The following is a 26,232-nucleotide window of genomic DNA, read 5'->3' on the forward strand; positions in this document are numbered from 1 at the left end:
TCTAGTTAGGCGCTCAAATCGCAAAGGGAAAGCCCATCCGCGCCTGATCAGGCGGCTTCCCGCAGCGCCTCGCCCACCAGGCCATCGGCAACGACCCCGGTAATGCGCACGGCCAGCAATTCGCCCGGCTGCGCCCCAGCCACCTTGACCGGCACGAATTGCTCGGTCCGGCCGAGGCCCTCGCGCTCAATCAGGACGTTTTCGACCATGCCGACGCGGCTGGCGCAGAGCGCGGCAAATTGCTGATCACCCTCGGCGCGCAGGATGGCGGCGCGCTGGCGGGCAATGCGCTTGTCGACCTGCGGCATGCGCGCCGCCGGCGTGCCCTCGCGCGGCGAATAGGGGAACACATGCAGATAGGTCAGCCCGGCCTCGGCGACGATGCGCCTGGTATTTTCGAACATGACGTCGTCTTCGGTGGGGAAGCCGGCAATGATATCGGCGCCGAACACCATTTCGGGGCGCAGTGCCCGCAGCTTGGCGACGATCTCCAGCGCATCATCGCGGCTGTGCCGGCGCTTCATGCGCTTCAAAATCATGTCATCGCCCGATTGCAGCGACAGATGCAGATGCGGCATCAGCCGGCGGTCGGAAGCGACGGCGTCATAGAGCGCCTCGTCGGCCTCGATGCTGTCGATCGAGGAAATCCGCAGCCGCGGCAGCGCGGGCACATGGCGGAGGATCGACTGGGTCAGTTTGCCAAGACTGGGCGTGCCCGGCAGGTCGCCGCCATAGGAGGTGATATCCACCCCGGTGAGCACCACTTCGCCATAGCCGTTGTCGACGAGCTTCTTGATCTGTTCGACCACCAGCCCCATCGGCACCGAGCGCGACGGGCCGCGCCCGAACGGGATGATGCAGAAGGTGCAGCGGTGATCGCAGCCGTTCTGCACCTGCACGAAGGCGCGGGCGCGCCCATCCATGCCCTCGATCAGATGGCCGGCGGTTTCCCGCACGCTCATGATGTCGTTGACCTGCACCTTGTCGTTGAGCGGCGTGCCGAAGACCATCGGCGTATAGCTTTCGGCCTTCATCTTGTCATTGTTGCCGATGACCAGGTCGACTTCGGCCATGTCGCCAAAGCTGCGCGCCTCGGTCTGAGCGGCGCAGCCGGTGACGATGATCCTGGCCTCGGGATGGTCGCGCCGGGCCTTGCGGACGGCCTGCTTGGCCTGGCGCACGGCTTCCGCCGTCACGGCGCAGGTATTGATGATGATGGCATTATCCAGCCCGGCCTTCTCGGCCTCGGCCTTCATCACTTCGGCTTCATAGGCGTTGAGACGGCACCCGAATGTCAGGGTTTCGACCGCCATCAAGCCACATCCTGCTCGCTGCGCGACCACGCGCCAGTGGCCGGATCGAAGCGCCCGGCAAATTCCAGCTCGGCCGGGCCGGTCAGCAGCACATGATCGTCCTCGCGCCATGCCACGATCAGATCGCCACCCGGCATGGTGATGGTTGCCTGGCGCTCGGTGCGCTTGGTGCGCACGCCATTGACCAGCGCCGCGCAGGCCGCGGTGCCGCAAGCCCTGGTCAGCCCGGCGCCCCGCTCCCAGGTGCGCAGGATGATGTGATCGGGCGCCACGACCTGGGCAATCGAGATATTGGCGCGCTCGGGAAAGATCGGATGGTTTTCCAGCAATGGCCCGAACCGGTCCAGCGCATAAGACCACACATCCTGATCCACCCAGAAGGTGGCGTGCGGATTGCCCATCGATACGGCCGAGGGCGAATGCAGCACCGGCGCATCGATCGGCCCGATCTGCAGCTCGATCTTGCGGGTGTCGTAAAATTCCTCGGACAGGGGAATGTCCTGCCAATAGGTGCGTGGCTTGCCCATATCGACCGAAATCAGCCCATCGGCCCGCGCTTCGCCGGTCAGGATGCCGGCAATGGTTTCAAACACATAGCTCGTGGTGCCACTCTCGGCGGCCAGGGCGTGCACGACGCAGCGCATGCCATTGCCGCAGGCCTGGGCGCGCGAGCCATCCGAATTGATGATTTCGACATAGGCAGCAGTGCCGGGCGTGCGCGGATCATGGATGGCCATGATCTGGTCGAACCCGGTGGCGATGTCGCCATTGAGGGCGATGGCAGCCGCCGGCAGCACGCGATCGGCACGGCCGCGCATGTCGGCCACGATGATCTCGTTGCCCAGCCCGTTCATCTTGAGAAACGGTACGCTGCTCACTGTGGCCTCTTGCTCTGCTGATAGGTCTGTTGTGGGCCAGTATATGGCCGATACATCATCAAATTGCCAGTGCAGGCCCGGAATGCCAGCGCCGCGCCGGCCGAAGGGCTATGGCGCGACGCCGTGCCGATCCGGCCTCGAACCGCTGTTTTGTTGACTCCAGCCAGCGTTTCCAATAAACGCAGCCCATTCATCAGGCTTCCGCCCTGAACCGCCGACCGGGACCCGCAAGGTCAAACGATCCCGGAGGCCAACATCCGCCAGCGCGTTGCGCCCGCGGGTGGGTTTTGCGTTTGGCTGATGATTACCATATCTCGTCGGATCACCCGAAGAGACAAGGACCAAAAATATGTTCGAGAGCCTTTCCGACCGGCTTGGCAAAATCTTTGATGGTCTGCGTGGGCGCGGTGCGCTCAACGAGGCCGATGTCGATGCAGCGCTGCGCGAAATCCGCCGCGCGCTGATCGAGGCCGACGTTTCGCTTGAAGTGGTGCGGGCCTTTGTCGAACAGGTGCGCGATCGCGCCATCGGCGTCGAGGTTACCCGCTCGGTGACCCCGGGCCAGCAGGTCGTCAAGATCGTCCATGACGAACTGGTCGGCGTGCTGGGCGAAGCCGCCACCCCCATCGATCTCAATGCCGCAGCGCCCGTGACCATCCTGATGGTGGGTCTGCAGGGCTCGGGCAAGACCACCACCACCGCCAAGATCGCCAAGCGCCTCAAGGACAAGCAGAAGAAAAAGGTTCTGCTGGCCTCGCTCGATACCCGCCGCCCGGCGGCGATGGAGCAGCTCAAGGTGCTGGGCGAGCAGGTCGGCGTCGACACCCTGCCCATCGTGGCCGGCGAAGACCCGGTCACCATTGCCCGGCGCGCGGCCCGCGAAGCCCGCCTCGGCGGCTTCGACGTCCTGATTCTCGATACTGCCGGCCGCACCCATATCGACGAAGAACTCATGGCCGAAACGGCCGAGATCAAGTCGGTATCCAGCCCGCACGAAGTGCTGCTGGTGGTCGATGCGCTGACCGGTCAGGACGCCGTCAACCTGGCGCGCTCCTTCGACGCCCGCGTCGATATTACCGGCATCGTCATGACCCGCGTCGACGGCGATGGCCGTGGCGGCGCCGCCCTGTCGATGCGCGCCGCGACCGGCAAGCCGATCAAGCTGATCGGTGTCGGCGAAAAGATGGATGCGCTGGAGGATTTCCATCCCTCGCGCATTGCCGACCGTATCCTGGGCATGGGCGACATCGTCTCGCTGGTCGAAAAAGCAGCCGAGCACGTTTCGGCCGAAGACGCCCAGAAGATGGCCAAGAAGCTCAAAAAGGGCTCCTTCGACCTCGACGATCTGCGCGGCCAGCTGCAGCAGATGAAGAAAATGGGCGGCATGGGCGGCCTGATGTCGATGATGCCCGGCGTTGGCCAGATGAAGAAAGCCATGGCCGGCGCCAATATCGACGAGAAGGTCTTCGACCGTCAGATCGCCATTATCGGCTCGATGACCAAGAAGGAACGCGCCGATCCCGACCTGCTCAATGCCAGCCGCCGCAAGCGCATTGCCGCCGGCGCCGGCGTCGAGGTCAGCGAGATCAACAAGCTGATCAAGCAGCACCGCCAGATGGCGGACATGATGAAAAAGGTCGCCAAGGGCGGCATGGGCTCTCTCGCCGGCATGTTTGGCGGCAAGATGGGTGGGATGATGGGCGGCATGCCCGATCTCTCCAAGATGGATCCCAAGCAGCTCGAGGCCATGGCCCGCCAGGCCGGCATCGACCCCAAGCAACTCCAGCAGGGCATGGGCCAGGCCCAGCCCCAGCTGACCGAAAAGCTGCCGACCGATGTCGGCTCGCTCCTCAAGTCTGCCCCCGGCCTGCCCGGCCTCGGCAGCGCCCCCCGTTTCCCAGGCCTGCCCGGCCTGGGCAAGAAGAAGTAACCCGAAAAACTCTCTCTAAAGGACCGATAAAATGGCTCTCAAGCTCCGTCTCGCCCGTGGTGGCACCAAGAAGCGCCCATTCTACCACATCGTCGTTGCCGACGCCCGTTCGCCCCGCGACGGCCGCTTCATCGAAAAGCTCGGCACCTTCAACCCGCTGCTGGCCAAGGACGCTGACAACCGCGTCGTGCTCGACGTCGAGCGCGCCAAGCACTGGCTCGAAGTTGGCGCCCAGCCGACCGACCGCGTCGAGCGTTTCCTCGACACCGCGGGTCTGTTGAAGCGCGAAGTCCGCAACAACCCGGAAAAGGCCAAGCCGGGCGCCAAGGCGACCGAGCGCGCCGAGAGCCGTGCTGCTGCAGCCGCCGCTGCCGAAGCCGCCAAGAATGCCCCCAAGGAAGAAGCTCCCGCCGAGGAAGCCGCTTCCGAGTAAGCCATACCGGCTTTGCCCTGGGGCCCCGACGCGCAAGTGTCGGGGCCCTTTGCATATTGACTGGTTCGATGGCACAGCATCCACTGCGCCGCCTATCGAACAGCCGTGCTTTGGAGCCCATAATGACCAATTCCAAGAACCGCCTGCTGGTGGGCACTATCGGCGCCGCCCATGGCATCAAGGGCGAAGTGCGGATTACCCCGTTCACCCAGGACCCCGAGGCCATCGGCACCTATGGGCCACTGGAAACCGACCGGGCCGGCCTGGTCGTCACCATTGCCAAGCTGCGGCTGCAAAAGAATGTGGTCGTGGCGCGCCTCAAGGGCGTCGATGACCGCAATGCCGCCGAAGCGCTCAACGGCGTCTCGCTGTTCGTCGAGCGCAGCAAGCTGCCCGAGCCCGATGACGAGGACGATTTCTACCATGCCGATCTGCTGGGTCTGGCGGCACGCCTGCAGGACGGCACCGTGATCGGCGAGGTCATTGCCCTGCCCAATTTCGGCGCCGGCGACCTGATCGAAATCCGCGACCCCCGCTCGGGCGATACCTATCTCTACCCCTTCACCAAGGCCGTGGTCCCCGAGATCCGGATTGCCGATGGCTATCTGGTCATCGAGGTCCCCACCGATGCCGAACTCGGCGAGGAAGAGCCCGATTGAGCTTTCACGCTGATATCATCACCCTGTTTCCCGAGCTGTTCCCCGGCCCGCTCGGCGCGTCGGTGCTGGGCCGCGGCCTGGCCGATGGCCTGTGGTCGCTCAACGCCACCCATCTGCGCGATTTCGCCACTGACCGGCATCGTACCGTCGACGACACCCCTTCGGGTGGTGGCGCCGGCATGGTGCTCAAGCCCGATATCCTGGCTGCAGCCATCGACACCATCACCCCCGCAAGCGATCCGCGCCCACGCATCCTGATGAGCCCGCGCGGCAAGCCCCTCACCCAGGCCCGCGCCCGCGAGCTGGCGCTGGGGCCCGGGGCGGTGATCGTCTGCGGCCGTTTCGAAGGCGTCGACCAGCGCGTTATCGATGCCCGCCAGCTCGAGGAAATCTCGATTGGCGACTATGTGCTGGCCGGCGGCGAAGTTGCCGCCATGGTGCTGCTGGAAGCCGTGGTGCGGCTGATCCCCGGCGTGCTCGGCGGCGCCGACAGCCATGCCGATGAAAGCTTTGAAAACGGGTTGCTGGAATATCCCCAATATACCCGCCCGCAAAGCTTTGAGGGCCTGGACATCCCCGCCGTGCTGACCTCGGGCGACCATGGCAAGATTGCCAGATGGCGGCGCGAGCAGAGCCTGGCGCTGACCCGGACCCGCCGGCCGGACCTGCTGGAGCCCAAATCGTCATAAAACGCTTGGGAACGCTGGACTCACGGCCCGTTTTCGCCTATGGAGCCGCCACTATCGCGCGTTTGGGCTTATCGGACCCGAGCCGCACTAACAAGAAGACTGCAAAACTCCGTTATAACCAAGACCGGGCGATCGCGCCTCAAAACGCGAATAATCGTTCCATTGAAAAGATCAGGACGGATCCATGAATATCATCCAGCAGCTCAATGCTGAGCATGTTGCCGAGCTCGCCGCCAAGCGCGCCCTCCCCGACTTCACCCATGGCGATACCGTCAAGGTTTGGGTCAAGATTCGCGAAGGCGAAAAAGAGCGCCTGCAGGCCTATGAAGGCGTTGTGATCGCCCTCAATGGCGGCGGCATCACCGCTTCCTTCACCGTGCGCAAGATCTCGTATGGCGAAGGCGTCGAGCGCGTGTTCCCGCTTTACTCGCCCAACGTTGCCAGCGTTGAAGTGCTCAAGCGCGGTAAGGTGCGTCGCGCCAAGCTGTACTACCTGCGCGATCGTCGCGGTAAATCGGCCCGTATTTTCGAATCGACCAATTCGCGCACCAAGAAGATCGAAGCCTCCGAGCGCGTTGCAGCTCTGGAAGCCAAGAACGCCCGCGAGCAGGAAAAGATTGCCGCTGCAGAAGCCTTCGCCGCCGAACAGGCCGCCAAGGACGCTGAAGCCGCAGCAGCCGCTGCTGCCGCCGCCGCAGCTGCAGCGACCGAAGAGCCCAAGGCCGAATAAGCCGAGCGCATCGCTGAATTTGAAAAACCCGGTCGCAAGGCCGGGTTTTTTGTTGGTTGGCGGAGGTCTGTTGCGATGTCGCGACACCCACCGCGCTGCCCGCAGACTTGATCCGCGGGCCTCTGTCAGCCCGGCGCGCGTTGCGAGTGACCCAAGGGGCAAGCCCGTGGGCAGCGCGGTTGATTTGTCGACATTGGTTTAGCCTCAACGCTACTTCGTTGCCCTTCCTTCCCGGCGCCATTCCCTCACTCAAATTGCTCACACACACACCGGGCTGCCCACGGGCTCGACCCGTGGGCCACTCTCGGCCCGGCACACGTTGCGAATGATCCATGGGTCAGGCCCGTGGACAGCGCGGTGGGTGCCGCCGAACCCAGGGACTACTCCCGCGCCCCAGCGTCGTTGTCCGGCTTGTGCCGGCAATCCCGCTCCTTCCTGCGCAAGAGCCTGCATGCCCAAACACCCACCGCGCTGCCCGCGGACTTGATCCGCGGGCCACTCTCAGCCCGGCACACGTTGCGAATGATCCACGGGTCAGGCCCATGGGCAGCGCGCTGGGTTTGTCGACATTGGTTTAGCTCCAACGCTAATCCCCGCAGCCCGCCCCGGCCATTTCCGGCTTTACCTTTCACCTCCCCCGCGACCATAAAGAGGCCCCCGCCACGCCTTGAGTCCCGCCCATGTCCGCTTCTGTCGTCACCTGGAACATCAATTCGGTTCGCCTGCGCCTGCCCATGGTGCTGGATTTCCTCGCGCAATATCAGCCCGACGTGCTGATGCTGCAGGAGATCAAATGCACCAATGACCAGTTTCCGGCCAATGCCTTCACCGAAGCGGGCTACCCCTACCAGGCGGTGCACGGGCAAAAGGGCTATCACGGCGTTGCCATCGTTTCGAAGTTTCCGCTGGCCGATGTGTCGAGCCGGGTCTTCTGCGAAATCCCCGAATCACGTCACGTTTCGGCGCTGACCGATCTCGGCCATGGCCCGGTGACGCTGCACAATTTCTACATCCCGGCCGGTGGCGACGAGCCCGATCCCGAGATCAACCCCAAATTCAAGCACAAGCTGGGCTTCCTCAGCGAGCTGACCAGCTGGTTCAATGAGCCCATCTTCCAGCGCGGCCATCTGATTGCCGGCGATTTCAACATCGCCCCGCATGAAAACGACGTCTGGAGCCACAAGCAGCTGCTCAAGGTGGTGAGCCACACCCCGATCGAGACCGAGGCGCTCAACGCCATCCTCAATGGCGGGCATGGCTGGGTGGACCTGGTGCGCAAGCACGTGCCCTATGACCAGAAACTCTATTCCTGGTGGAGCTATCGCAGCGCCGATTGGGAAAATGCCAATAAGGGCCGCCGTCTCGACCATATCTGGTCGACCGCCGATATCGCCGAGCGCAGCGCCGCCGCCGAGATCATCAAGCCGGCCCGCGGCTGGACCGACAAGCCATCCGACCACGTGCCGGTGATCGTGCGCTTCCAGGCGCTCTAGCCGCTAGTCGAAGCCCTCATCGTCGCCATTGAGAAAGTGCTCTTCCCACGCGCTGCGCGGGACGAGCGCCCCCACCTGATATTCAAACGCGCTGACGCTGCGCAGGTCGCTGCCGGCGGTGCAGCGATAGCGCAGGTGGTACCATTGCCCGTCGCGGCGGAACGCCCCGCCCTCGGCCTCCAGCAGCCCGCCAGTGACCTGCATGTCGCCAAAGGCATAGCCGACCAGCGCATCGGGTTCAACGGTGCCCGGCTCGTCCCGCAGCTGCTCCAGCGCCTCGATATTGCACAGCTGGATCAATTGCTCGCTGCCCGCCAGCAACGGAAAATTGTCCCGCAGCTCGGCATTGGCCGGATCCGCCAAAATGCCTGACGCATAGAACTGGCTGGCCTGCTTCATGCCGGGCGCGCCCGCCACGGCTGCAGGCTCCGGCTCTGCAACAGGTGGTGTCGGTGCCACCAGGGGCATTGCGGCTGGTTCAGGTGATGGTGCTGTCACGGCCAGCGGCAGCGGCGCGGCCGGTTCTGGTTGCATAGCCTCGCTACTGATCAGCTCTACGGCGATTGGCCGCTCGGGCGGAATCGGCAGGGCCCGCGGCGCCATCAGCAGCACTGCCAGAAGCAGCAGCAGACCATGGAGGCCAGCCGAAACCGGCACGGTCCAGCGAACCGCTGTGATGGGGCGTGCAGCGCTGAGCATGATGGGCCGAGCCATGAAGGAGCTGCGTCGTCCTGACAAGGCTTTGCGGCTGTTTTGCGAAATACCGGCTCAATCGGAAAGGCGCGCATAGAATGGATCACCCGGACAAGCCGGGTGATGACGATGGGGCGGGAGCGGCGCTGCAACAGCACGCCTTGAGCAAGCCGTCGTGCAGGAAGGGACAGGTGCCCGCGTCGGGCAAGCAAACCCACCGCCGAATTCCGGCCCGGCAACAATCCACCACCGCAACGTGGCAAAACTAATCGCGCTTCATCCGGGCGCCAATCGGCTCCAGCGCGCCGAGATAGGCCCCCAGATCATGCTGGATGCGCGCCACGGCGCGTTGTGCCAGTTCGGGCGATTGCTCGATCAGCTTGAGGAAGGCAGCTCGGGGCACGAACAGCGTTTCGCAGTCGATGACGGCCGTAATGGTCACCGGGCGCGGCTTGGCCAGGATCAGCGCCATGGTCGACACCACGCTGCCCGGTTCGCTGATCGCATAGGGCTTGGTGCCGGCGCCCTGCCCTTCGGGCTTGGCCTTGAGCGTGCCGGTGATCAGCACATGGGCGCCATCGGGAATATCCCCGGCCTTGTAGATCACCGCATCGGGGGCATGGCGGCGCCGATCGCTGGCAAACGCCAGCAACCGCCGCTGCTCATCGTCACAGATCTCGAAGAAATCGGCCTGCGCGAGTACCGCTGCCGCATCGTCCAAGCGCATATGCCCCAATCCGATAAAGGATCCCTGCCGCGTGGCCAACGTGCACTGCGGCGTCCCTCATCCTATAGGCCATATTCGGGCTGCGCCTGAACCCTTAATTTTGCCCTAACGCTATGGAACCAGCCGGTATCCACCTTCTTCGGTGACCAGAAGCCGCGCATTGGACGGATCGCGCTCGATCTTCTGGCGCAGGCGATAGATATGGGTCTCCAGCGTATGGGTGGTGACGCGGTTATTATAGCCCCACACTTCCTTGAGCAGCACGTCGCGCGTGATGGTCTTGGGCCCCTGCCGATAGAGATATTTCAGGATCGAGGTTTCCTTGTCGGTCAGGCGCACCTTGGCACCGTCATTGGCCTCGAGCATCTTGGCCGCTGGCTGGAAACTGTAATGGCCGATGGTGAAGACCACGTCCTCGCTCTGGTCGTGCTGGCGCAGGGCCGCGCGGACGCGCGCCAGCAGCACCGGAAAGCGGAAGGGCTTGGTCAGATAGTCATTGGCGCCTGATTCGAGCCCCAGGATCTGGTCGGCATCGCTGTCATGGCCCGTCAGCATCAGGATCGGGCTCTTGTAGCCCTCGGTGCGCAGGATCTTGACGGCTTCGCGCCCGTCCATATCCGGCAGGCCGACATCCAGAATCATCAAATCGATATTGTTTTCGCGCGTCGCCTTGAGCGCGTCATTGGCGGTGCCGGCCTCGATGATGTCGAATTCGCGATAGTGAGCCAGCTGCTCAACCAGGGTCTGCCGCAAGTCCGCATCGTCATCCACCAGCAGAATGCGTCGCTTATTCATTGTTATCTCCGGACTTTTTGTATCAGCCCGCCCATGGGTCACACTATTGCGACACGTTTTGGGCCTGCCAATCACATCGGCGTTACAGATGTAAGCAACGGTGGCAGCACAACAAGAGTTGCACGATAGCCCAATTTTGCTGGTCCGGGCAGCTGCTGGCCGGTTTGACTAGGCGCTGACTGGCGGACGATGACCGAACAGGGCCGACCCGACCCGTATATGGGTGGCCCCCATGGCGATGGCGGTCTCGAAATCCCCGCTCATGCCCATCGACAGGCCAGACACTCCGGCCTCCTTGGCCAGCATGGCAAGATGGGCGAAATAGCCACCGGCCGGCTGCCCCTCGGGCGGAATGCACATCAGCCCGGCAATCTCCAGACCATGCACGGCGCGGCAACGCGCCACGAACGCCACGGTCTCGTCCGGCGCAATGCCGCTCTTTTGCTCTTCCCCGCCGATATTGACCTGCACGAAACACGGGAGCCGCTTGCCGGCGCGGTCCATTTCCGCGGCCAGCACGATGGCGAGCTTGTCGCGATCCAGCGTCTGGATGACGTCGAACAGGGCAACGGCCTCGCGGGCCTTGTTGGTCTGCAGCGGCCCGATCAGGTGCAATTGCACGTCCGGATAGGCCGCGCGCAGATCCGGCCACTTGTCCTTGGCCTCCTGTACCCGGTTCTCACCGAACACGCGCTGCCCGGCGGCGAGAAACGGCGCGATCTCAGCGGCCGGGAAGGTCTTGGACACAGCGACCAGGCTGACCCCGGCGGCCGGCGGTCCGAAACGGCGCTGCGCCGCTGTGATGCGGGCCTGCACCGCATCGAGGCGATGGCGGGCGTCAGTCATGCTCTCGTCCACGGTTTTGCCCTGTTCCTGTTGACCTTGAGGGGGATTTCTGGTGATGGTCCGGTAGCCAAAATCCCCACCAAACGCAAGCGGCGCCGGTGTTTTACCGCGCCAGTGATCTCTCCGATCTAGCTGCCAATTTATCTTCAAGGACGAGCAAGTGAGCGTCGAACGCTACAATCCGCGTGAAATGGAACCCCGCTGGCAGAAGGTCTGGGACGATGCCCAGAGCTTCGCCGCCTCCAATGACGATCCGCGCGAGCCCTATTACGTCCTTGAAATGTTCCCCTATCCCTCGGGGCGCATCCATATGGGCCATGTGCGCAATTACGCCATGGGCGACGTCGTCGCGCGCTATCACCGCGCCCGCGGCAAGAATGTGCTGCACCCCATGGGCTGGGATGCCTTCGGCCTGCCGGCCGAAAATGCCGCTATCGAGCGCAAGACCCATCCCGGCACCTGGACCCGCCAGAATATCGCGGCGATGAAGACCCAGCTGAAATCCATGGGCCTGTCGCTGGACTGGACCCGCGAGATCGCCACCTGCGAGCCGGACTATTACCAGCACCAGCAGGCGCTGTTCATCGACATGCTGGCCGCCGGCCTGATCACCCGCAAGAAGTCCAAGGTCAATTGGGATCCGGTCGACATGACCGTTCTGGCCAATGAACAGGTCATTGACGGCAAGGGCTGGCGCTCCGGCGCCCCGGTGGAGCAGCGCGAGCTGACCCAGTGGTTCTTCAAGATTTCCGACTATGCCGAGGAATTGCTGAGCGGGCTGGACGGGCTGACCGACTGGCCGGAAAAGGTGCGCACCATGCAGCGCAACTGGATCGGCAAGTCCGAGGGCCTGCGCCTGCTGTTCGAACTGCTGCCGGCCCAGACCACTGCGGCGACCAGCATCGAGGTGTTCAGCACCCGCCCGGACACAATTTTCGGCGCCTCGTTCCTGGCGCTGTCGCCCGACCATAAGCTGACCAGCGAACTGGCCGCCAACAATCCGGCACTGACCGAGTTCGTAGCCGAATGCCATCGCCTGGGCACGGCCACCGAAGTGCTGGAAAAGGCCGAGAAAAAGGGCGTCTTCACCGGGCTTTACGTCAAGCATCCGGTGATCGAAGGCGCCACCCTGCCCGTCTATGTCGCCAATTTCGTACTGATGGATTATGGCACCGGCGCCGTTTTCGGCTGCCCGGCGCATGACCAGCGCGATCTGGACTTCGCCCGCAAATATGACCTGCCGGTGCTGCCCGTGGTGCTGCCGCCCGATGGCGACGCCGCCAGCTTTGCCGTGGCCGATGAAGCCTTTACCGATGCCGGCACCATCTACAATTCGCAGTTCCTCGATGGCCTCAGCATCGACGACGCCAAGCGCCAGGCGGCCGATTATTTCGCCGCCCGCAGCGTCGACGGCAAGCCGCAGGGCAAGGTCGAAATCAATTATCGCCTGCGCGACTGGGGCATTTCGCGCCAGCGCTATTGGGGCTGCCCGATCCCGGTGATCCATTGCGAGGTCTGCGGCACCATTCCGGTGGCCAAGAAGGACCTGCCAGTGGTGCTGCCCGAGGATGTCAGCTTCGACAAGCCCGGCAATGCGCTCGACCATCATCCGACCTGGAAGCATGTCAATTGCCACCAGTGCGGCGGTCCGGCAACGCGCGAAACCGACACCATGGACACCTTTGTCGATTCGTCCTGGTACTTCGCCCGCTTCACCGCCCCGCAGGCACCGACGCCGACCATTCCGGCCGTCGCCAATGCCTGGCTGCCGGTCGACCAGTATATCGGCGGCGTCGAGCACGCGATCCTGCACCTGCTCTATTCGCGCTTCTTCACCCGGGCGATGAAGGCCACCGGCCACGTCAATATCGACGAGCCGTTCAAGGGCCTGTTCACCCAGGGCATGGTCACCCACGAGACCTACAAGTCGCCCAAGGGCGATTGGGTCGCGCCCACCGATATCGTGCTGGAGAGCCAGGGCGAGGTCCGGACCGCGCGTCATCTGCAATCGGGCGAGCCGATCACCATCGGCTCAATCGAAAAGATGAGCAAATCCAAGAAGAACGTCGTCGATCCCGATGAGATCGTCGCCGCCTATGGTGCCGATACCGCCCGCTGGTTCATGCTGTCGGACTCCCCGCCGGAACGCGATATCCAGTGGACCGAGGCCGGCGTTGAAGGCGCCAGCCGTTTCCAGCAGCGCGTCTGGCGCCTGGTCGGCGAAACCATCGCTCTGATTGGACAGTCCAAAAGCACTGTTCGCGAAAACGACGATGCCGAAGGCCTGGCCCTGCGCAAGATCGTGCATCGCGCCGTTCAGCAGGTGGCCGACGATATCGAAGGCCTGCGCTTCAACCGCGCCGTGGCCCAGATCTATGAGCTGACCAACGCACTGGTGCGCTCGGCCGGTATTGCCGGCGCGGCGCCTGCAACGCGTCTGGACGCCTTGGAGCAGGGCGTCGAGCGGCTGATCCAGCTGATCGCGCCGATGATGCCGCATCTGGCCGAAACCTGCTGGGAGGCCCTCGGCAAGACCGGGCTGGTCGCAGACGCGCTGTGGCCCGAGGTCGACCCCGCCATGCTGGTGGACGACAGTGTCACCCTGCCGATCCAGGTCAATGGCAAGCGCCGCGGCGAAATCGTCGTGCCCAAGGGCACGCCATCGGCCGAAGTCGAACAGCTGGTCTTGTCACTGGAAGCCATTGCCCGCATGCTGGACGGCAAGCCGCCCAAAAAGATCGTCATCGTTCCAGACAGGATCGTCAATGTCGTGGTCTAAGCCACTCACGCGCCTGGGTTTTATCGTTCTGACGCTGGGCACCCCGATAGTGCTCAGCGCCTGCACGCTGACGCCGGTCTATAGCGGCGCCATGGCCGAATCGCCGGCGATGAACCTGGCCTTCGCCAAGCCGCGCACCCGGCTGGAGCAGATCGTTTATCAGGACATGTCCTTCCGTCTCGGCAGCAGCGACAGCGCGACTGCACCGCTGGTCACCGTCAGCGTCAGCTCCTCGGCTGGGGACATGACCCTGTCGGCGACCAGCAATCCCAGCAAGCCCGTGGAAGTGTTTGTGACCGCAACGATGACCATTACCCCGCGTGATGGTTCGGACAGCAAGGTGCAGACCATTACCCGCAAGGCCTCGGCCACCTACACGCGCAATGGCCAGGTCCTCGCCGACAAGGCAGCCGAGATCGAAGCTGCCGAACGCGCCGCCAAGGCCGTCGCCGAATCGCTGCGCCTTGCCGTTCTGGCCGAACGCAGCCGCTAATGACGGCGCTGAAGGCCCATGAAGTTGCCCGCTTCCTCGCCCGGCCGGACATCAGTGAGGGTATTTTCCTCGCTTATGGTCCCGATGCCGGGCTGGTGCGCGAAACCGGGCAGCGCCTGATCCGGCATTTCTCCGCCGATGATCCGCATTCGGCCAGCATCGTGACCCTGGAAGGCGCCGAAGTCGATGCCGATCCGTCGCTGCTGGCCGTTGAGGCCCGTACCGTGTCGCTATTTGGCGGCAAACGCATCATCCGGGTCCGTGGCGCGACCAAATCCATCGTCATGACGCTGACCGAGCTGCGCGATGATCCCGGCGGCGCCGCCATCGTGCTCGAGGCCGGCAATCTGCTGCCCAAGGACGCGCTGCGCGCCCTGGTCGAGGCCGCCAAGCTCGGTCGTGCCCTGCCCTGCTATCCCGATAGCGACGAGACCCTCAACGCCCTGATCCGCGACACCTTCGCCAAGGAGGCCATTCGGGTCGATGCCGACGTCATCTCCACCCTGCGCGATATTCTCGGCAATGACCGCGAAATCACCCGCCGCGAGCTGGAAAAGCTCTGTCTCTATGCTGCGACCAACAAGTCGCTCAGCCGCGATGAAGTTCTGCTGCTCTGCGCCGACAATGCCGCTTTAGTCATTGATACCATTCTGGATTCGACCGGCGCCGGCCATGCCGAAAAGCTGGAACTGGCACTGAACCGCGCTCTCAGCTCCGCTGTCGATCCCCAGCGTCTACTGGCCACGGCCACCATTCACTTCGCCACCCTGCGCCGCTGGCGCGGCGAGGTCGATGCCGGCAAGAGCCCACGCGACGTGCTGGCCGGGGCCCGCCCCAAGCCGCATTTCTCGCGCACCTCCGGCCTGGAACAGCAATTGCGCCTGTGGTCCGACAGCGCCCTTGCCAGCGCCTCCGAGCGCCTGTTGCAGGCCACGGCCGATAGCCGCCGCCGCCCGGCTCTGGCCGAAGCCTCGCTCCGGCGGGCCCTGCTCGGCATCTGCATGCTCGCCGCCACCCAGTAACCACAACGTTTCACGTGAAACGCTGGACACAAAAAATCCCGGCTCACACCGGGATTCTTTTGCCAGTGAGTACTGACACTGCCGCTCTATCGTCATTGCCCGGCTCGTCCGGGCAATCCAATTTCCTACAGAAACCTAGTTCTGATATCCCGTCAGCCGCGAACAGATCCCATCCAGCTGTTCCAGCGTCTTGTAGCGAATCTCCAGCTTGCCGCCGCGCTCGCCATGCGCCACCGAAACCGACAGCCCCAGCGCATCCGACAGGCGGCGCTCCAGCGCCAAAGTATCGGGATCACGCTCGGCCGGAGCTTCCGCCGGCTTGCGCTTGCCGGCCACATCGCGCTGCTGACTCAGGGCCTCGGCTTCGCGCACCGACAGACCGCTGGACACGATCTGCTGCGCCAGCGCCGCCGGGTCCTCGGCGGTGATCAGCGTGCGCGCATGACCGGCTGTCAGCGTCCCGCTGGCCACCATGCCCCGCACATCTTCGGGCAGCCGCAGCAGCCGCAGCGTATTGGCGACATGCGAGCGGCTCTTGCCGATCACCTGCGCCAGGTCCTGCTGGGTATAGTCGAACTGTTCGATCAGCTGGCCGTAACCCATGGCTTCTTCGAGTGGATTGAGATCGGCACGCTGCACGTTCTCGATGATGGCAAGCTCGAGCGCTTCCTTGTCATCCACATCCCGAACGATAACCGGCACGTCATGCAGGCCGGCGCGCTGCGCTGCCCGCCAGCGGCGCTCACCGGCAATGAGCTCGAAAATATTGGGGTCGTCGCTGGGCCGCACCAGCAAGGGCTGCATCACGCCCTTTTCGCGAATCGAATTGGTCAGCTCTTCCAGCTGATCGGGATCGAAAGTGCGCCGTGGATTGGCGCGATTGGCGATGATGAATTCGACCGGCAGCCGCTTGCTGCCACCATTATCGGCAACCCGCTGGCCCTCGAAGCTGCCCATATCGCCAATCAGCGCGGCAAGCCCGCGACCCAGTCTGTTGGGTTTATCGTTCATTATCGGGCTCCTATGCCGCGGCGAGCTGGCGCTCGCGACGAATAACTTCAGTGGCCAATCGCAGATAGGCCTGGCTGCCGGCGCATTTCAGATCATACAGCAAAGCCGGCTTGCCATAGGACGGCGCCTCGCTCAGCCGCACATTGCGCGGAATGACCGTATCATAAACCAGCGAGCCCATTTCGCTGCGCACATCCTGCAGCACCTGCTCGCTGAGATTGTTGCGCTTGTCGAACATGGTCATCACCACGCCCTGGATCGACAGGCGCGGATTGAGCGTCGAGCGAATCTGTTCAATGGTCTGCAGCAATTGGCTCAGGCCTTCCAGCGCAAAGAACTCGCACTGCAATGGCACCAGCACCGCATCGGCCGCGACCAGCGAATTCACCGTCAGCAGGTTCAGCGATGGCGGGCAATCGATCAGCACATAGCTCACCGGCTTGCCATTAATGGTCAGCTCGTCAATCGCCTTGAACGCGTTGCGCAGCTTGAAGGCACGATCCGCCTGCCCGGCAATGGTCAGCTCGACGCCGAGCAGATCCATGGTCGAGGGCACGATCGCCACGTTGGGAACGCTGGTCATGATCGCCGACTGTGCCACGCTGACCTCGCCGATCAGCAGGTCATAGGCCGAGATTTCGCGATCAATACGCGAAATGCCCAGGCCCGTGGACGCATTGCCCTGCGGATCGAGATCAACGATCAAAACACGCTCGCCAATGGCCGCAAGGGCCGTAGCAAGGTTAATAGCGGTGGTGGTTTTACCCACTCCGCCCTTTTGATTGGCGAGAGTCAGAATACGGGGTGCCAAATCGGCCTCCAGGACGTTGCCGCTAACTACCTGTTTTTCAAGCTTAAATTCGTAAGCTCGATGAGAACGCCGTTGTCGTCGGTGTCACTGGGAGTTATTAACACGTCATGGTGCCACAACGCACCCGATTCCGCCAATTCTTCAACATGTTCCCGGCCTTTATGCAGCAGGGCGCGGGTTTGCTGGCCAAAGAATGGCGCCATCCAGCTGCAAAGCCGCGGCATGGAGGCCAAAGCCCGCGACGTGATCACATCCGGAGTGATTGTTTCACGTGAATCAATCTGATCGCTGCGGCGGCCCTCGACATTGACCAGCAGCCCCAGATCCCGCGCCACGGTGCGCAGGAAGCTGACCTTGCGGCCATTCGGTTCCACCAGAGTGAAATGGCGCTTGCTGCCCTTGAGCGCGATGGCCAGCGGCAGCGCCGGGAAGCCGCCGCCACTGCCGAGGTCCAGGAACGCCTGATCGCTCTCACGTACCAGTTTCAGAACCTGCAGGCTGTCGGCGAAGTGCCGGGTCCAGACCTCACTCAGTGTTTCACGTGAAACAAGATTCTGTACTGCCTGCCATTTTTCCAGCAGCTGAGCATAGGATTCCAGATCCGCCATCACCTCGGCCTGGGGGCGCACAAAATATTCGGCATAGCGGCCGACGGCGTCGATTTTCGATTGCATCAGCTGGCCTTGCGCAAGCTGCCACGCCGGATCACCGACAATAGCAAGGAAATGGCCGCAGGGGTCATGCCATCCATGGCCTGCGCCTGGGCAATGGTCTGTGGCCGCAGCGATTGCAGCTTCTGCCGCAGCTCGATCGACAGGCCCGGGATCTCGTCATAGTCGAGCGCATCGGGAATGGCGCGCTGTTCGTCGCGGCGCACCGCTTCGATATCGGCCCACTGCCGATTGAGATAGACCGCATATTGCGCATCCACCACCAGTTGTCCCATCGTCGCCGGCGCAATTGCCGCAATCTCTGGCCACAGCTTGGCGACATCGGCTGGGGTCACATCGGGATAGGACAACAGGTCGAACGCCGACCGCGCCTTGCCATCTTCGTTGACACCAATTCCGACCTTGCGCGCCGCATTGGGTGTTGTTGTAAGCGCCGTCAACATGCGGCGGCCATCCGCCAGGGCTGCTGCCTTGTCGGCATAGAGTTCGGCGCGCTGCTCGCCGACCAGGCCGGTTTCCACGCCCAGTGGCGTCAACCGCTGATCGGCATTGTCGGCGCGCAGATGCAGCCTGAATTCAGCCCGCGAGGTAAACATCCGATAGGGCTCGTTGACGCCCCGTGTCACCAGATCATCGACCATGACACCGAGATAGCTCTCGGTGCGCGACAACACCAATGGCGGATGACCAGCGGACGCCAGCGCCGCATTGGCCCCGGCGAGCAGGCCCTGCGCCCCCGCCTCCTCATAGCCGGTCGTACCGTTGATCTGGCCGGCCAGATACAGCCCCGGCTGCCGCTTGAGTTCCAATGTCGGGCGCAATTCTCGCGGGTCGACATAGTCATATTCAATGGCATAGCCCGGCCGCACGATCCTGACAGCCTCCAGCCCCGGCATCGACCGCAGGAAGACTTCCTGCACGTCGGGGGGCAAAGACGTCGAGAGCCCATTGGGATAGACCGTGGTATCGTCCAGCCCCTCGGGCTCAAGGAAAATCTGGTGGCTGTCCCGATCGGCGAAGCGGACCACCTTGTCCTCGATTGACGGACAATAGCGCGGCCCCCGGCTTTGGATCCGGCCGGAATACATCGCCGAGCGATGCAGATTGTCCGAGATAATCCGATGCGTTTCGCTGGTGGTGCGGGTGATATGGCAGCTGACCTGCGGCGTGGTGATCGCTGCGGTCAGCGCCGAGAATGGCTCGGGTGGCTCATCGCCGGGTTGCGCATCGAGATTGGTATAGTCGATGCTGGTGCCATCAAGGCGCGCCGGCGTCCCGGTTTTCAAACGGCCAAGTTGCAGCCCGAGCGCTTCGAGACGCGTGGATAGACCGAGGACCGGGCGTTCGCCGACACGACCAGCCGGTGTGGTCACCTCGCCGCTATGGATCAGGCCGCGCAGAAAAGTCCCGGTGGTCAGCACCACGGCCTTGGTGCCGATGCGGCGACCGTCGAGCAGCACGACACCGCTGACCGCGCCATTGGTGACTTCGATATCGTCGACCTCGCCCTCGATCACCTCGAGATTGGGCTGCGCGGTGATTGCCGCCTGCATCGCATTGCGGTAGAGCTTGCGATCGGCCTGGGCGCGTGGCCCCCGCACTGCCGGGCCCTTTCGGCGATTGAGCACGCGGAATTGAATGCCGGCAGCGTCGGCCACCCGGCCCATCAAGCCATCCAGCGCGTCGATCTCGCGCACCAGATGCCCCTTGCCCAGGCCGCCAATAGCCGGATTGCAGCTCATCTCGCCGATGGTCGCGAATTTGTGGGTAACCAGCGCCGTGGGCACGCCAAGACGTGCGGATGCGGCCGCGGCTTCGCAGCCGGCATGTCCACCGCCTACAATGATGACTGCATAGTCGCTCATAATCAGGATCTCCGGCCCGCTGCATAGGCCAATGTTTCACGTGAATCAATTGCCGCGCCGTCACGACTGCCATGCGCCATTGGTTCAAGCGGGCGGTATCAGTGTTTCACGTGAATCATTTGCCGATACAGAAGCTGACAAACAGCCGGTCGAGCACGCGCTCCGCGTCGAGCCGGCCCAGCAGGCGTTCGAGCGCCTGCGAGGCAAGCCGCAGCGCTTCCGCCGCCAGTTCGGGTTCGGCTAGCCGCTCGCCGGCATCATCGAGAGCTATGACCGCGGCTTCCAATGCCAGCCGATCACGCTCGCGGCTCAACAGTGATGGCTCGCCCCCGCCACCCAATTGCCGGGCGAATTCGGTCAGCCGCGCAGTCAGCTGGTCCAGACCATGGCCGCTGCGCACGGAGACCGCGAGATCATGCAGTTCGGTATCGACCGCGAGGTCGGTCTTGGTGGCAACCAGCCACATCGGCATGCCGGTGACCGGGGGGATATCGTCCTCCACATCGGGCGCCTGCAGCCACAGCACCAGATCGGCGCGTTCGATTTCATGACGCGCCCGCCGCACACCCTCGGCCTCCGCCTTGCTGTCGGTGTCACGCAGGCCGGCTAGATCAAGGAAGATGAACAGCTGCCCGCCGATATCGACCGGCACTTCGCGCACGTCGCGGGTGGTGCCGGCCTCGTCGGTGACGATGGCAATGTCGGATTTGGCCAGCGCATTGAGCAGGCTGGATTTGCCGGCATTGGGCACACCCGCCAGGGCGACACGGATGCCTTCGCGCACGATCCGGCCATGCTCGACCGAGGCCAAACCCGCGGCCACATCATTGCGTAATGCTATGATCTGCTGGCCAAAGCTTGCCGGCAGGGCCTCGGCGACGTCGCCCTCATCGGAAAAGTCCAGCCGGGCCTCGATTTCGGCGCGCAGGTCCAGCAATTGATCGCGCCAGGAATCGATGCGTTGGGTCAGCCCACCTTCAAACCGCGCCAGGGCTTGGCGGCGCTGGTTTTCGGTTTCGGCCTCAATCAGATCGCCCAGGCCTTCAACCTCGACCAGATCGAGCTTGCCATTCTCAAACGCCCGGCGGGTGAATTCTCCGGCTTCGGCAAGGCGGGCCCCCTGCCCGGTCACCAGCCGCAAAATGGCGCGCACGCCAGCGGGCGAACCATGCACCTGCAATTCGGCGCAGTCCTCACCGGTAAAGCTGTGCGGCGCTGGAAAATAGGCAACGAGGCCCCGATCCAGCACCGTATCGGTGCCGATGGGCAGCAGCGTCAAATGGCGGGGTTTGGGGAGTTTTCCGGCAATGGCGAGCACGATCTCAGCCGTTGCGGGTCCGGAGAGGCGGATCACCGCCACCCCGGATGGCGGCTGCCCGGAGGACAGCGCCACAATGGTCTCGCCCGGGCCCATGGCTCAGGCGAAAGGATGGGCGAGGACTGATCTCAGCACAGCGCCCATCATCGTCAGGTATTCATCGAATCGAAGAAGTCGGAATTCGTCTTGGTCTGACGGATCTTGTCCATCAGGAATTCCATCGCATCGATCGTGCCCATTGGGGTCAGGATACGGCGCAGCACATACATCTTCTTGAGGATATCGGGCTCGACCAGCAGCTCTTCCTTGCGGGTGCCCGACTTGGTGATGTCGAGCGCCGGGAAGACGCGCTTGTCGGCAACCTTGCGATCCAGGATGATTTCCGAGTTACCGGTACCCTTGAATTCTTCAAAGATCACTTCGTCCATGCGCGAGCCGGTGTCGATCAGCGCCGTCGAAATGATGGTCAGCGAACCGCCATCCTCGATATTGCGCGCGGCACCGAAGAAGCGCTTCGGCCGCTGCAGCGCATTGGCGTCCACACCACCGGTCAGCACCTTGCCGGAGCTCGGCACCACGGTGTTGTAGGCACGGCCGAGACGGGTGATCGAATCGAGCAGGATAACGACGTCGCGCTTGTGTTCGACCAGGCGCTTGGCCTTTTCGATGACCATTTCGGCGACCTGAACGTGGCGCGATGCCGGCTCGTCAAAGGTCGAGGAAATCACTTCGCCCTTCACCGAGCGCTGCATATCGGTCACTTCCTCGGGCCGCTCGTCGATCAGCAGCACGATGAGGTAGCATTCGGGATGATTGGTGGCGATGGACTGTGCGATATTCTGCAACAATACAGTCTTACCAGTACGCGGCGGCGCAACAATCAGGGCGCGCTGGCCCTTGCCGAGCGGTGCCACCAGATCGAGAATCCGCGCGCTGCGATCCTTGCTGGTCGGGTCCGGCAGTTCCATCCGGAGGCGTTCCTCGGGATAGAGCGGGGTCAGATTGTCGAAATTGACCTTGTGGCGCACGGCCTCGGGGTCTTCGAAATTGATGGTCGATACCTTGAGCAGTGCAAAGTAGCGCTCGCCGTCCTTGGGAGAGCGAATTTCGCCCTCGACCGTATCGCCCGTCCGCAGGCCGAAGCGGCGGATCTGGGAGGGACTGACATAGATGTCGTCGGGACCCGGAAGGTAATTTGCGTCCGGCGAACGCAGGAAACCGAAGCCGTCGGGCAGGACTTCAACGACGCCTTCGCCGGTGATGTCGATATCCTTGGCGGCCAGTTCCTTGAGGATGGCAAACATCAATTCCTGTTTGCGCATGGTCGACGCGTTTTCGACCTCGTGTTCTTCGGCGAACACCAGCAGCTCTGCCGGTGATTTGGCCTTGAGCTCGCTGAGCTTCATATTCTGCATGTGGCGGATGACCCTTTAGGGAAATCGATAAGGCGGGAAAGTAATCTGGGAGGGTAGGCACCGCGCGGCAACCGGGGCCGGTCGCGCAAAAATGGGATGCGTTGGCACTCATGTAGCCCGAACCAAGGCCAGTTTCAAGATTGAAACCACCAGCCGGTCGGATTCACGTGAAACTTCGAGCCGGCCGCAGACAAAACCGCGCCAGTGGCGCGGTTTTCGGCGAGCAGGCCATGAGGGCTAGGCCCCAATGGCAGGACGTCACCACAAACCGCCAGCCTAGAACGGCTTGGCGATCACCGCGATGACGATGATGATCAACAGGACGGTCGGCACTTCGTTGATGATGCGGAAATATTTCTGCGGCTTGACGTTGCGATCCTCGGCAAACGCCTTGCGATGGCTGGACAGCACGCCGTGGCAGCCCGACAGCGCGATGACCATCGCCGCCTTGACCCAGGGCCAGCCCTGGCTCCAGTCCACCACGCCCAGAAACACCATCCACAGCCCGAACAGCCAGGTGGCGATCATTGCCGGGTTCATGATGCCGCGCAGCAGCCGGCGTTCCATGACCTTGAAGGTCTCGGACTTGTCCGAGCCGATCTCGGTGACCGCGTGATAGACGAAGAGCCGCGGCAGATAGAGCATGCCGGCCATCCAGGAGATCACCGCGATCACATGGGCTGCCTTGATCCATTCCATGGATTTTATCCTTCTGCCTCAGTGACTTCGGCCAAACTATCCATTCTTGACCAGGTCCACCAGACGGGCAACGTGCTCGATCGGGGTTTGCGGCACGATGCCGTGGCCGAGATTGAAAATATGCGGCCGGTCGGCAAAGGCGGCGATGATCTGGCGCGCCCGATCCTCCATCTGCGCCCCGCCGGCGACGAGGCGCAGCGGATCCAGATTTCCCTGTACCGCCACGGTATGGGGCAGGCTGTTGCGGGCAAAACCCAGCGGCGTGGCATAATCCAGCCCCACGGCATTGACCCCGGTCGCCGCCACATAGGCCGCGATATTGCCGGCGGCGCCGCGCGGAAAACCGATGATCGGCGCATGCGGCACACGGGCGCGCACGCCCTCGATGATCCGCTTGTTGGGGCCGATGACCTGATGGGCAAACGCCACTTCGTCGAGATTGAGCGCCCAGCTCTCGAACAGCTGCACCACATCGGCGCCGGCGGCGAACTGTGCCACCAAGTAATCAATGCTCACTTGAACCAGGATATCGATCAGTTTGTCGAATGCCTGCGGATGCTGCAGTGCAAACAGCCGCGCCGCCGCCTGATCGGTCGAGCCGCGCCCGCCAATCATATAGGTCGCCACCGTCCAGGGAGAGCCACAGAAGCCGATCAGGGTCTTTTCGGGTGGCAGGGCAGCCCGCAGACGCCGCAAGGTCTCCAGCACAGGCGCCAGATGATCGAGCACACGCTCTGGCCTTAACTTCCCCAGCCCCTCTGGAGTGATGGGCTCGAGCACAGGACCTTCCCCGACCTCGAAGCGCACCGATTGTCCCAACGCATCGGGAATGACCAGAATGTCCGAGAACATGATTGCCGCGTCGAGCGCGAACCGCCGCAGCGGCTGCAGGCTGACCTCGACTGCCAGATCCGGCGAATAGCACAGATCCAGGAACCCCTTGGAACGGGCTCGCGTTTCCCGATACTCGGGAAGATAGCGGCCTGCCTGCCGCATGATCCAAATTGGGGGGCGTTCCTGCTGCTGTCCAAGGACTGTGGCCAGGAGTGGCTTATGCGCCGTGTCGGTCAAACCCGCTTCCTTCCAAAACCTAAAGAAAAGAGTCTTAGGTTTAGTATCTGTATTATCATGGCGGTGTTTAACCCCAATTCATGGCCGTCCACAATCGCAGGCCCTGGTGACAGATGGGCGCATCCATTTGGTTAACGCTCTGTAAACACCTGTGGCTTACCCCAGCATTTCCGGCCCCTGCCCCAGCTCTTAATGAAGTCTTAACGGGTGACTCCGGGGTTACCGACAAAACGCCGACCCTGTGCAAAACTCTGTCATTTCGGGTGCCCCGCCAAGCCAGGTTATCCCCAGACCTATCCATAGCAATTCGCCGATACCCACCGGGGCTAAAGTGTTAACGAATTCTTAGCGAGGTCGAACAGTTCGGCCGATCACGCAAAACTATGAGTCATTATCACAGCCAAGGCTTGAGCTGTGGATGACACTGTGGAAAAACCTAGTCCCATGCTGATCCTTGCGTCTGCCAGTTCCACCCGCAAAGCCTTGCTGGCTCAGGCCGGTTTGCACTTTGCCACCCATCCCGCCAGCGTCGATGAACGCACGCTGGAAACCGCGGCGATTGCCTCGGGCGCCGGGGGCCGCGATGTCGCTCTCTTGCTGGCCCGCGAGAAGGCTGCCGCCATTGCTGCCCAGCATCCCGGCGCCATCGTCATCGGCGCCGATCAGACCCTGGCCCTGGGCACCGAGCTGCTGCACAAGCCGGAAACGCGCGCCGCCGCGGCCGAGCAGCTGGATCGCCTCAAGGGCAAGACCCACCGGCTCCATGCCGCGGTCGCGCTGGTGCAGGATGATCTGCTGCTCTGGTCGGGCGTCGAAACGGCCGAACTGACCATGCGCGATTTCAGCGCTGCCGATCGCGACGATGTGCTCGATCGCGAAGGCGATGCCATCTTGTCCTCCGTCGGCGGCTATCGGCTGGAAGGCCCGTCCATTCGCCTGTTCGAAACCGTCACCGGCGACTATTTCACCATTCTGGGCCTGCCATTACTGCCGCTTCTGGCCGCCTTGCGCGAACATGCCCCCCAGACGCTGGCCCAGCCAGGCGGAGACAATTCCCTTTGACTATCAAGGCCTTCGTCATCGGTCATCCGATCGCCCATTCGCGCTCGCCCATCATCCATCGCACCTGGCTGGCGGAGCATGGCATTGATGGCAGCTATAGCGCCATCGACGTCGCGCCCGCCGAGCTGCCGGACTTTTTCGATCGTCTGCGCAGCGGCGAATTTGCCGGCGGCAATGTCACCATTCCGCACAAGGAAGCCGTCTTCGCCCTTTGCGATAGCGTCGATCCGCTTGCCACCACCATTGGCGCGGTCAATACGCTGGTGGTCGCTGGCGGCAAGGTGCATGGCAGCAATACCGATTATCTGGGCTTTCTCGGCAATCTCGATGCCAAGGCGCCCGGCTGGTCGGATGATCTGCACGAAGCCATCGTGCTCGGTGCTGGCGGCGCCGCCCGCGCCATCCTCGTGGCGCTGCGCAGCCGTGGCGTCGGCAAGGTGCATGTGCTCAATCGCACCCGCGCCAATGCCGAAGCGCTGGTCGGCGATATCGAGGGGCTCTTTGCCGCGCATGGCTTGGATAGCTTTGCCGATCTGGCGCCGGGCGCCGGCCTCGTGGTCAACACCACATCCATCGGCATGCACGGCACCCGTTTCGATGGCCTTGACCTCAACCTGCTGCCGGAAAACGCGCTGGTGACCGACATCGTTTATGCGCCGCTGATCACCCCCCTGCTGGCCGATGCAGCAGCGCGTGGCTTGCCGATTGTCGATGGGCTGGGCATGTTGCTGCATCAGGCCGTGCCGGGCTTTGCAGCCTGGTTTGGCATCCGCCCCCAAGTGACGCCTGCCCTGCGCGCCCGCATCGAAGCGACATTGGAGCATTGACC

25 protein-coding genes are annotated in these 26,232 nt (G+C 63.2%); 11 read left to right on the forward strand and 14 right to left on the reverse strand.

What is annotated here, in order from left to right; genetic code table 11:
• Nucleotides 1-47: 47 nt before the first annotated feature.
• Nucleotides 48-1,313, reverse strand: a complete 1,266-nt coding sequence (gene mtaB, locus BUA69_RS09600) for a tRNA (N(6)-L-threonylcarbamoyladenosine(37)-C(2))-methylthiotransferase MtaB (RefSeq protein ID WP_046137267.1) — start codon at nucleotides 1,311-1,313, stop codon at nucleotides 48-50.
• Nucleotides 1,313-2,167 (reverse strand): diaminopimelate epimerase, encoded by an 855-nt coding sequence (gene dapF, locus BUA69_RS09605; protein ID WP_046137266.1) that lies wholly within the window; start codon nucleotides 2,165-2,167, stop codon nucleotides 1,313-1,315. The genes mtaB and dapF overlap by 1 nt, the downstream gene beginning before the upstream one ends.
• Nucleotides 2,168-2,540: 373 nt before the next feature.
• On the opposite strand from dapF, the gene ffh reads away from it, so the two are divergent.
• The 6 genes from ffh to BUA69_RS09635 all read left to right on the forward strand — a co-directional run bounded on the left by ffh (nucleotide 2,541) and on the right by BUA69_RS09635 (nucleotide 8,125).
• On the forward strand, nucleotides 2,541-4,121 hold the full coding sequence (gene ffh / locus BUA69_RS09610; RefSeq protein ID WP_046137265.1) for a signal recognition particle protein: 1,581 nt from the start codon (nucleotides 2,541-2,543) through the stop codon (nucleotides 4,119-4,121).
• 31 nt (nucleotides 4,122-4,152) lie between these two features.
• A complete protein-coding gene (rpsP, locus tag BUA69_RS09615) occupies nucleotides 4,153-4,554 on the forward strand; it encodes a 30S ribosomal protein S16 (RefSeq protein WP_046137264.1) in 402 nt (133 codons plus the stop codon).
• 122 nt (nucleotides 4,555-4,676) lie between these two features.
• The gene (rimM, locus tag BUA69_RS09620) at nucleotides 4,677-5,213 is read left to right on the forward strand and encodes a ribosome maturation factor RimM (RefSeq protein ID WP_046137263.1); all 537 of its coding nucleotides are present in this window, start codon (nucleotides 4,677-4,679) and stop codon (nucleotides 5,211-5,213) included.
• Nucleotides 5,210-5,902, forward strand: a complete 693-nt coding sequence (gene trmD, locus BUA69_RS09625) for a tRNA (guanosine(37)-N1)-methyltransferase TrmD (RefSeq protein ID WP_046137262.1) — start codon at nucleotides 5,210-5,212, stop codon at nucleotides 5,900-5,902. The genes rimM and trmD overlap by 4 nt, the downstream gene beginning before the upstream one ends.
• A 184-nt stretch (nucleotides 5,903-6,086) precedes the next feature.
• Nucleotides 6,087-6,632: a 50S ribosomal protein L19 gene (gene rplS, locus BUA69_RS09630; RefSeq protein WP_046137261.1), complete on the forward strand. Its 546-nt coding sequence runs from the start codon at nucleotides 6,087-6,089 to the stop codon at nucleotides 6,630-6,632.
• A gap of 680 nt (nucleotides 6,633-7,312) precedes the next feature.
• Nucleotides 7,313-8,125 carry an exodeoxyribonuclease III gene (locus BUA69_RS09635; RefSeq protein ID WP_046137260.1) on the forward strand — a complete coding sequence of 271 codons (813 nt, stop codon included), beginning with the start codon at nucleotides 7,313-7,315 and terminating at the stop codon, nucleotides 8,123-8,125.
• Nucleotides 8,126-8,128: 3 nt separating this feature from the next.
• Here the strand turns inward: BUA69_RS09635 and BUA69_RS09640 are convergent, their stop codons facing one another.
• The 4 genes from BUA69_RS09640 to BUA69_RS09655 form a co-directional block, all read right to left on the reverse strand.
• A complete protein-coding gene (locus BUA69_RS09640; RefSeq protein ID WP_046137259.1) occupies nucleotides 8,129-8,839 on the reverse strand; it encodes a DUF930 domain-containing protein in 711 nt (236 codons plus the stop codon).
• A 244-nt stretch (nucleotides 8,840-9,083) separates the two neighbouring features.
• Complete coding sequence (locus tag BUA69_RS09645; RefSeq protein ID WP_046137258.1) at nucleotides 9,084-9,545, reverse strand: cyclic nucleotide-binding domain-containing protein; 462 nt, start codon at nucleotides 9,543-9,545, stop codon at nucleotides 9,084-9,086.
• Nucleotides 9,546-9,656: 111 nt separating this feature from the next.
• Complete coding sequence (locus tag BUA69_RS09650; protein WP_046137257.1) at nucleotides 9,657-10,340, reverse strand: response regulator transcription factor; 684 nt, start codon at nucleotides 10,338-10,340, stop codon at nucleotides 9,657-9,659.
• A gap of 168 nt (nucleotides 10,341-10,508) precedes the next feature.
• Entirely contained in the window at nucleotides 10,509-11,186 is a 678-nt protein-coding gene (locus BUA69_RS09655) for a YggS family pyridoxal phosphate-dependent enzyme (protein WP_046137256.1), read from the reverse strand.
• A gap of 160 nt (nucleotides 11,187-11,346) precedes the next feature.
• Between BUA69_RS09655 and leuS the strand changes: the two genes are divergently transcribed.
• Genes leuS through holA form a run of 3 tightly spaced genes read left to right on the forward strand, consistent with a single transcriptional unit; the run spans nucleotide 11,347 to nucleotide 15,480 of the window.
• A complete protein-coding gene (leuS, locus tag BUA69_RS09660; RefSeq protein WP_046137255.1) occupies nucleotides 11,347-13,965 on the forward strand; it encodes a leucine--tRNA ligase in 2,619 nt (872 codons plus the stop codon).
• On the forward strand, nucleotides 13,952-14,458 hold the full coding sequence (locus BUA69_RS09665; protein WP_046137254.1) for a hypothetical protein: 507 nt from the start codon (nucleotides 13,952-13,954) through the stop codon (nucleotides 14,456-14,458). Before leuS ends, BUA69_RS09665 begins: the two co-directional genes overlap by 14 nt.
• Complete coding sequence (holA, locus tag BUA69_RS09670) at nucleotides 14,458-15,480, forward strand: DNA polymerase III subunit delta (RefSeq protein WP_046137253.1); 1,023 nt, start codon at nucleotides 14,458-14,460, stop codon at nucleotides 15,478-15,480. The genes BUA69_RS09665 and holA overlap by 1 nt, the downstream gene beginning before the upstream one ends.
• A 135-nt stretch (nucleotides 15,481-15,615) precedes the next feature.
• Here the strand turns inward: holA and BUA69_RS09675 are convergent, their stop codons facing one another.
• The 8 genes from BUA69_RS09675 to hemE form a co-directional block, all read right to left on the reverse strand.
• On the reverse strand, nucleotides 15,616-16,491 hold the full coding sequence (locus BUA69_RS09675; RefSeq protein WP_046137252.1) for a ParB/RepB/Spo0J family partition protein: 876 nt from the start codon (nucleotides 16,489-16,491) through the stop codon (nucleotides 15,616-15,618).
• Between the two features lie 10 nt (nucleotides 16,492-16,501).
• Nucleotides 16,502-17,302, reverse strand: coding sequence for a ParA family protein (locus BUA69_RS09680; RefSeq protein ID WP_046137251.1), 801 nt, complete (start codon nucleotides 17,300-17,302; stop codon nucleotides 16,502-16,504).
• Nucleotides 17,303-17,328: 26 nt separating this feature from the next.
• On the reverse strand, nucleotides 17,329-17,976 hold the full coding sequence (gene rsmG / locus BUA69_RS09685; RefSeq protein ID WP_052950805.1) for a 16S rRNA (guanine(527)-N(7))-methyltransferase RsmG: 648 nt from the start codon (nucleotides 17,974-17,976) through the stop codon (nucleotides 17,329-17,331).
• Complete coding sequence (mnmG, locus tag BUA69_RS09690; protein WP_046137250.1) at nucleotides 17,976-19,838, reverse strand: tRNA uridine-5-carboxymethylaminomethyl(34) synthesis enzyme MnmG; 1,863 nt, start codon at nucleotides 19,836-19,838, stop codon at nucleotides 17,976-17,978. The genes rsmG and mnmG overlap by 1 nt, the downstream gene beginning before the upstream one ends.
• Nucleotides 19,839-19,953: 115 nt before the next feature.
• Nucleotides 19,954-21,231, reverse strand: a complete 1,278-nt coding sequence (gene mnmE / locus BUA69_RS09695; RefSeq protein WP_244468830.1) for a tRNA uridine-5-carboxymethylaminomethyl(34) synthesis GTPase MnmE — start codon at nucleotides 21,229-21,231, stop codon at nucleotides 19,954-19,956.
• 74 nt (nucleotides 21,232-21,305) lie between these two features.
• Complete coding sequence (gene rho, locus BUA69_RS09700) at nucleotides 21,306-22,571, reverse strand: transcription termination factor Rho (protein WP_046137248.1); 1,266 nt, start codon at nucleotides 22,569-22,571, stop codon at nucleotides 21,306-21,308.
• A gap of 276 nt (nucleotides 22,572-22,847) precedes the next feature.
• Complete coding sequence (gene hemJ / locus BUA69_RS09705) at nucleotides 22,848-23,270, reverse strand: protoporphyrinogen oxidase HemJ (protein ID WP_046137247.1); 423 nt, start codon at nucleotides 23,268-23,270, stop codon at nucleotides 22,848-22,850.
• 36 nt (nucleotides 23,271-23,306) lie between these two features.
• A complete protein-coding gene (hemE, locus tag BUA69_RS09710; protein ID WP_046137246.1) occupies nucleotides 23,307-24,341 on the reverse strand; it encodes a uroporphyrinogen decarboxylase in 1,035 nt (344 codons plus the stop codon).
• A gap of 444 nt (nucleotides 24,342-24,785) precedes the next feature.
• Between hemE and BUA69_RS09715 the strand changes: the two genes are divergently transcribed.
• The gene (locus BUA69_RS09715) at nucleotides 24,786-25,403 is read left to right on the forward strand and encodes a Maf family protein (RefSeq protein WP_046137245.1); all 618 of its coding nucleotides are present in this window, start codon (nucleotides 24,786-24,788) and stop codon (nucleotides 25,401-25,403) included.
• Nucleotides 25,400-26,230 carry a shikimate dehydrogenase gene (locus BUA69_RS09720; protein ID WP_046137244.1) on the forward strand — a complete coding sequence of 277 codons (831 nt, stop codon included), beginning with the start codon at nucleotides 25,400-25,402 and terminating at the stop codon, nucleotides 26,228-26,230. The genes BUA69_RS09715 and BUA69_RS09720 overlap by 4 nt, the downstream gene beginning before the upstream one ends.
• Nucleotides 26,231-26,232 lie beyond the last annotated feature (2 nt).

Source organism: Devosia limi DSM 17137, from assembly GCF_900128975.1.
In the GTDB taxonomy this organism is placed as follows: Bacteria; Pseudomonadota; Alphaproteobacteria; order Rhizobiales; family Devosiaceae; genus Devosia; species Devosia limi.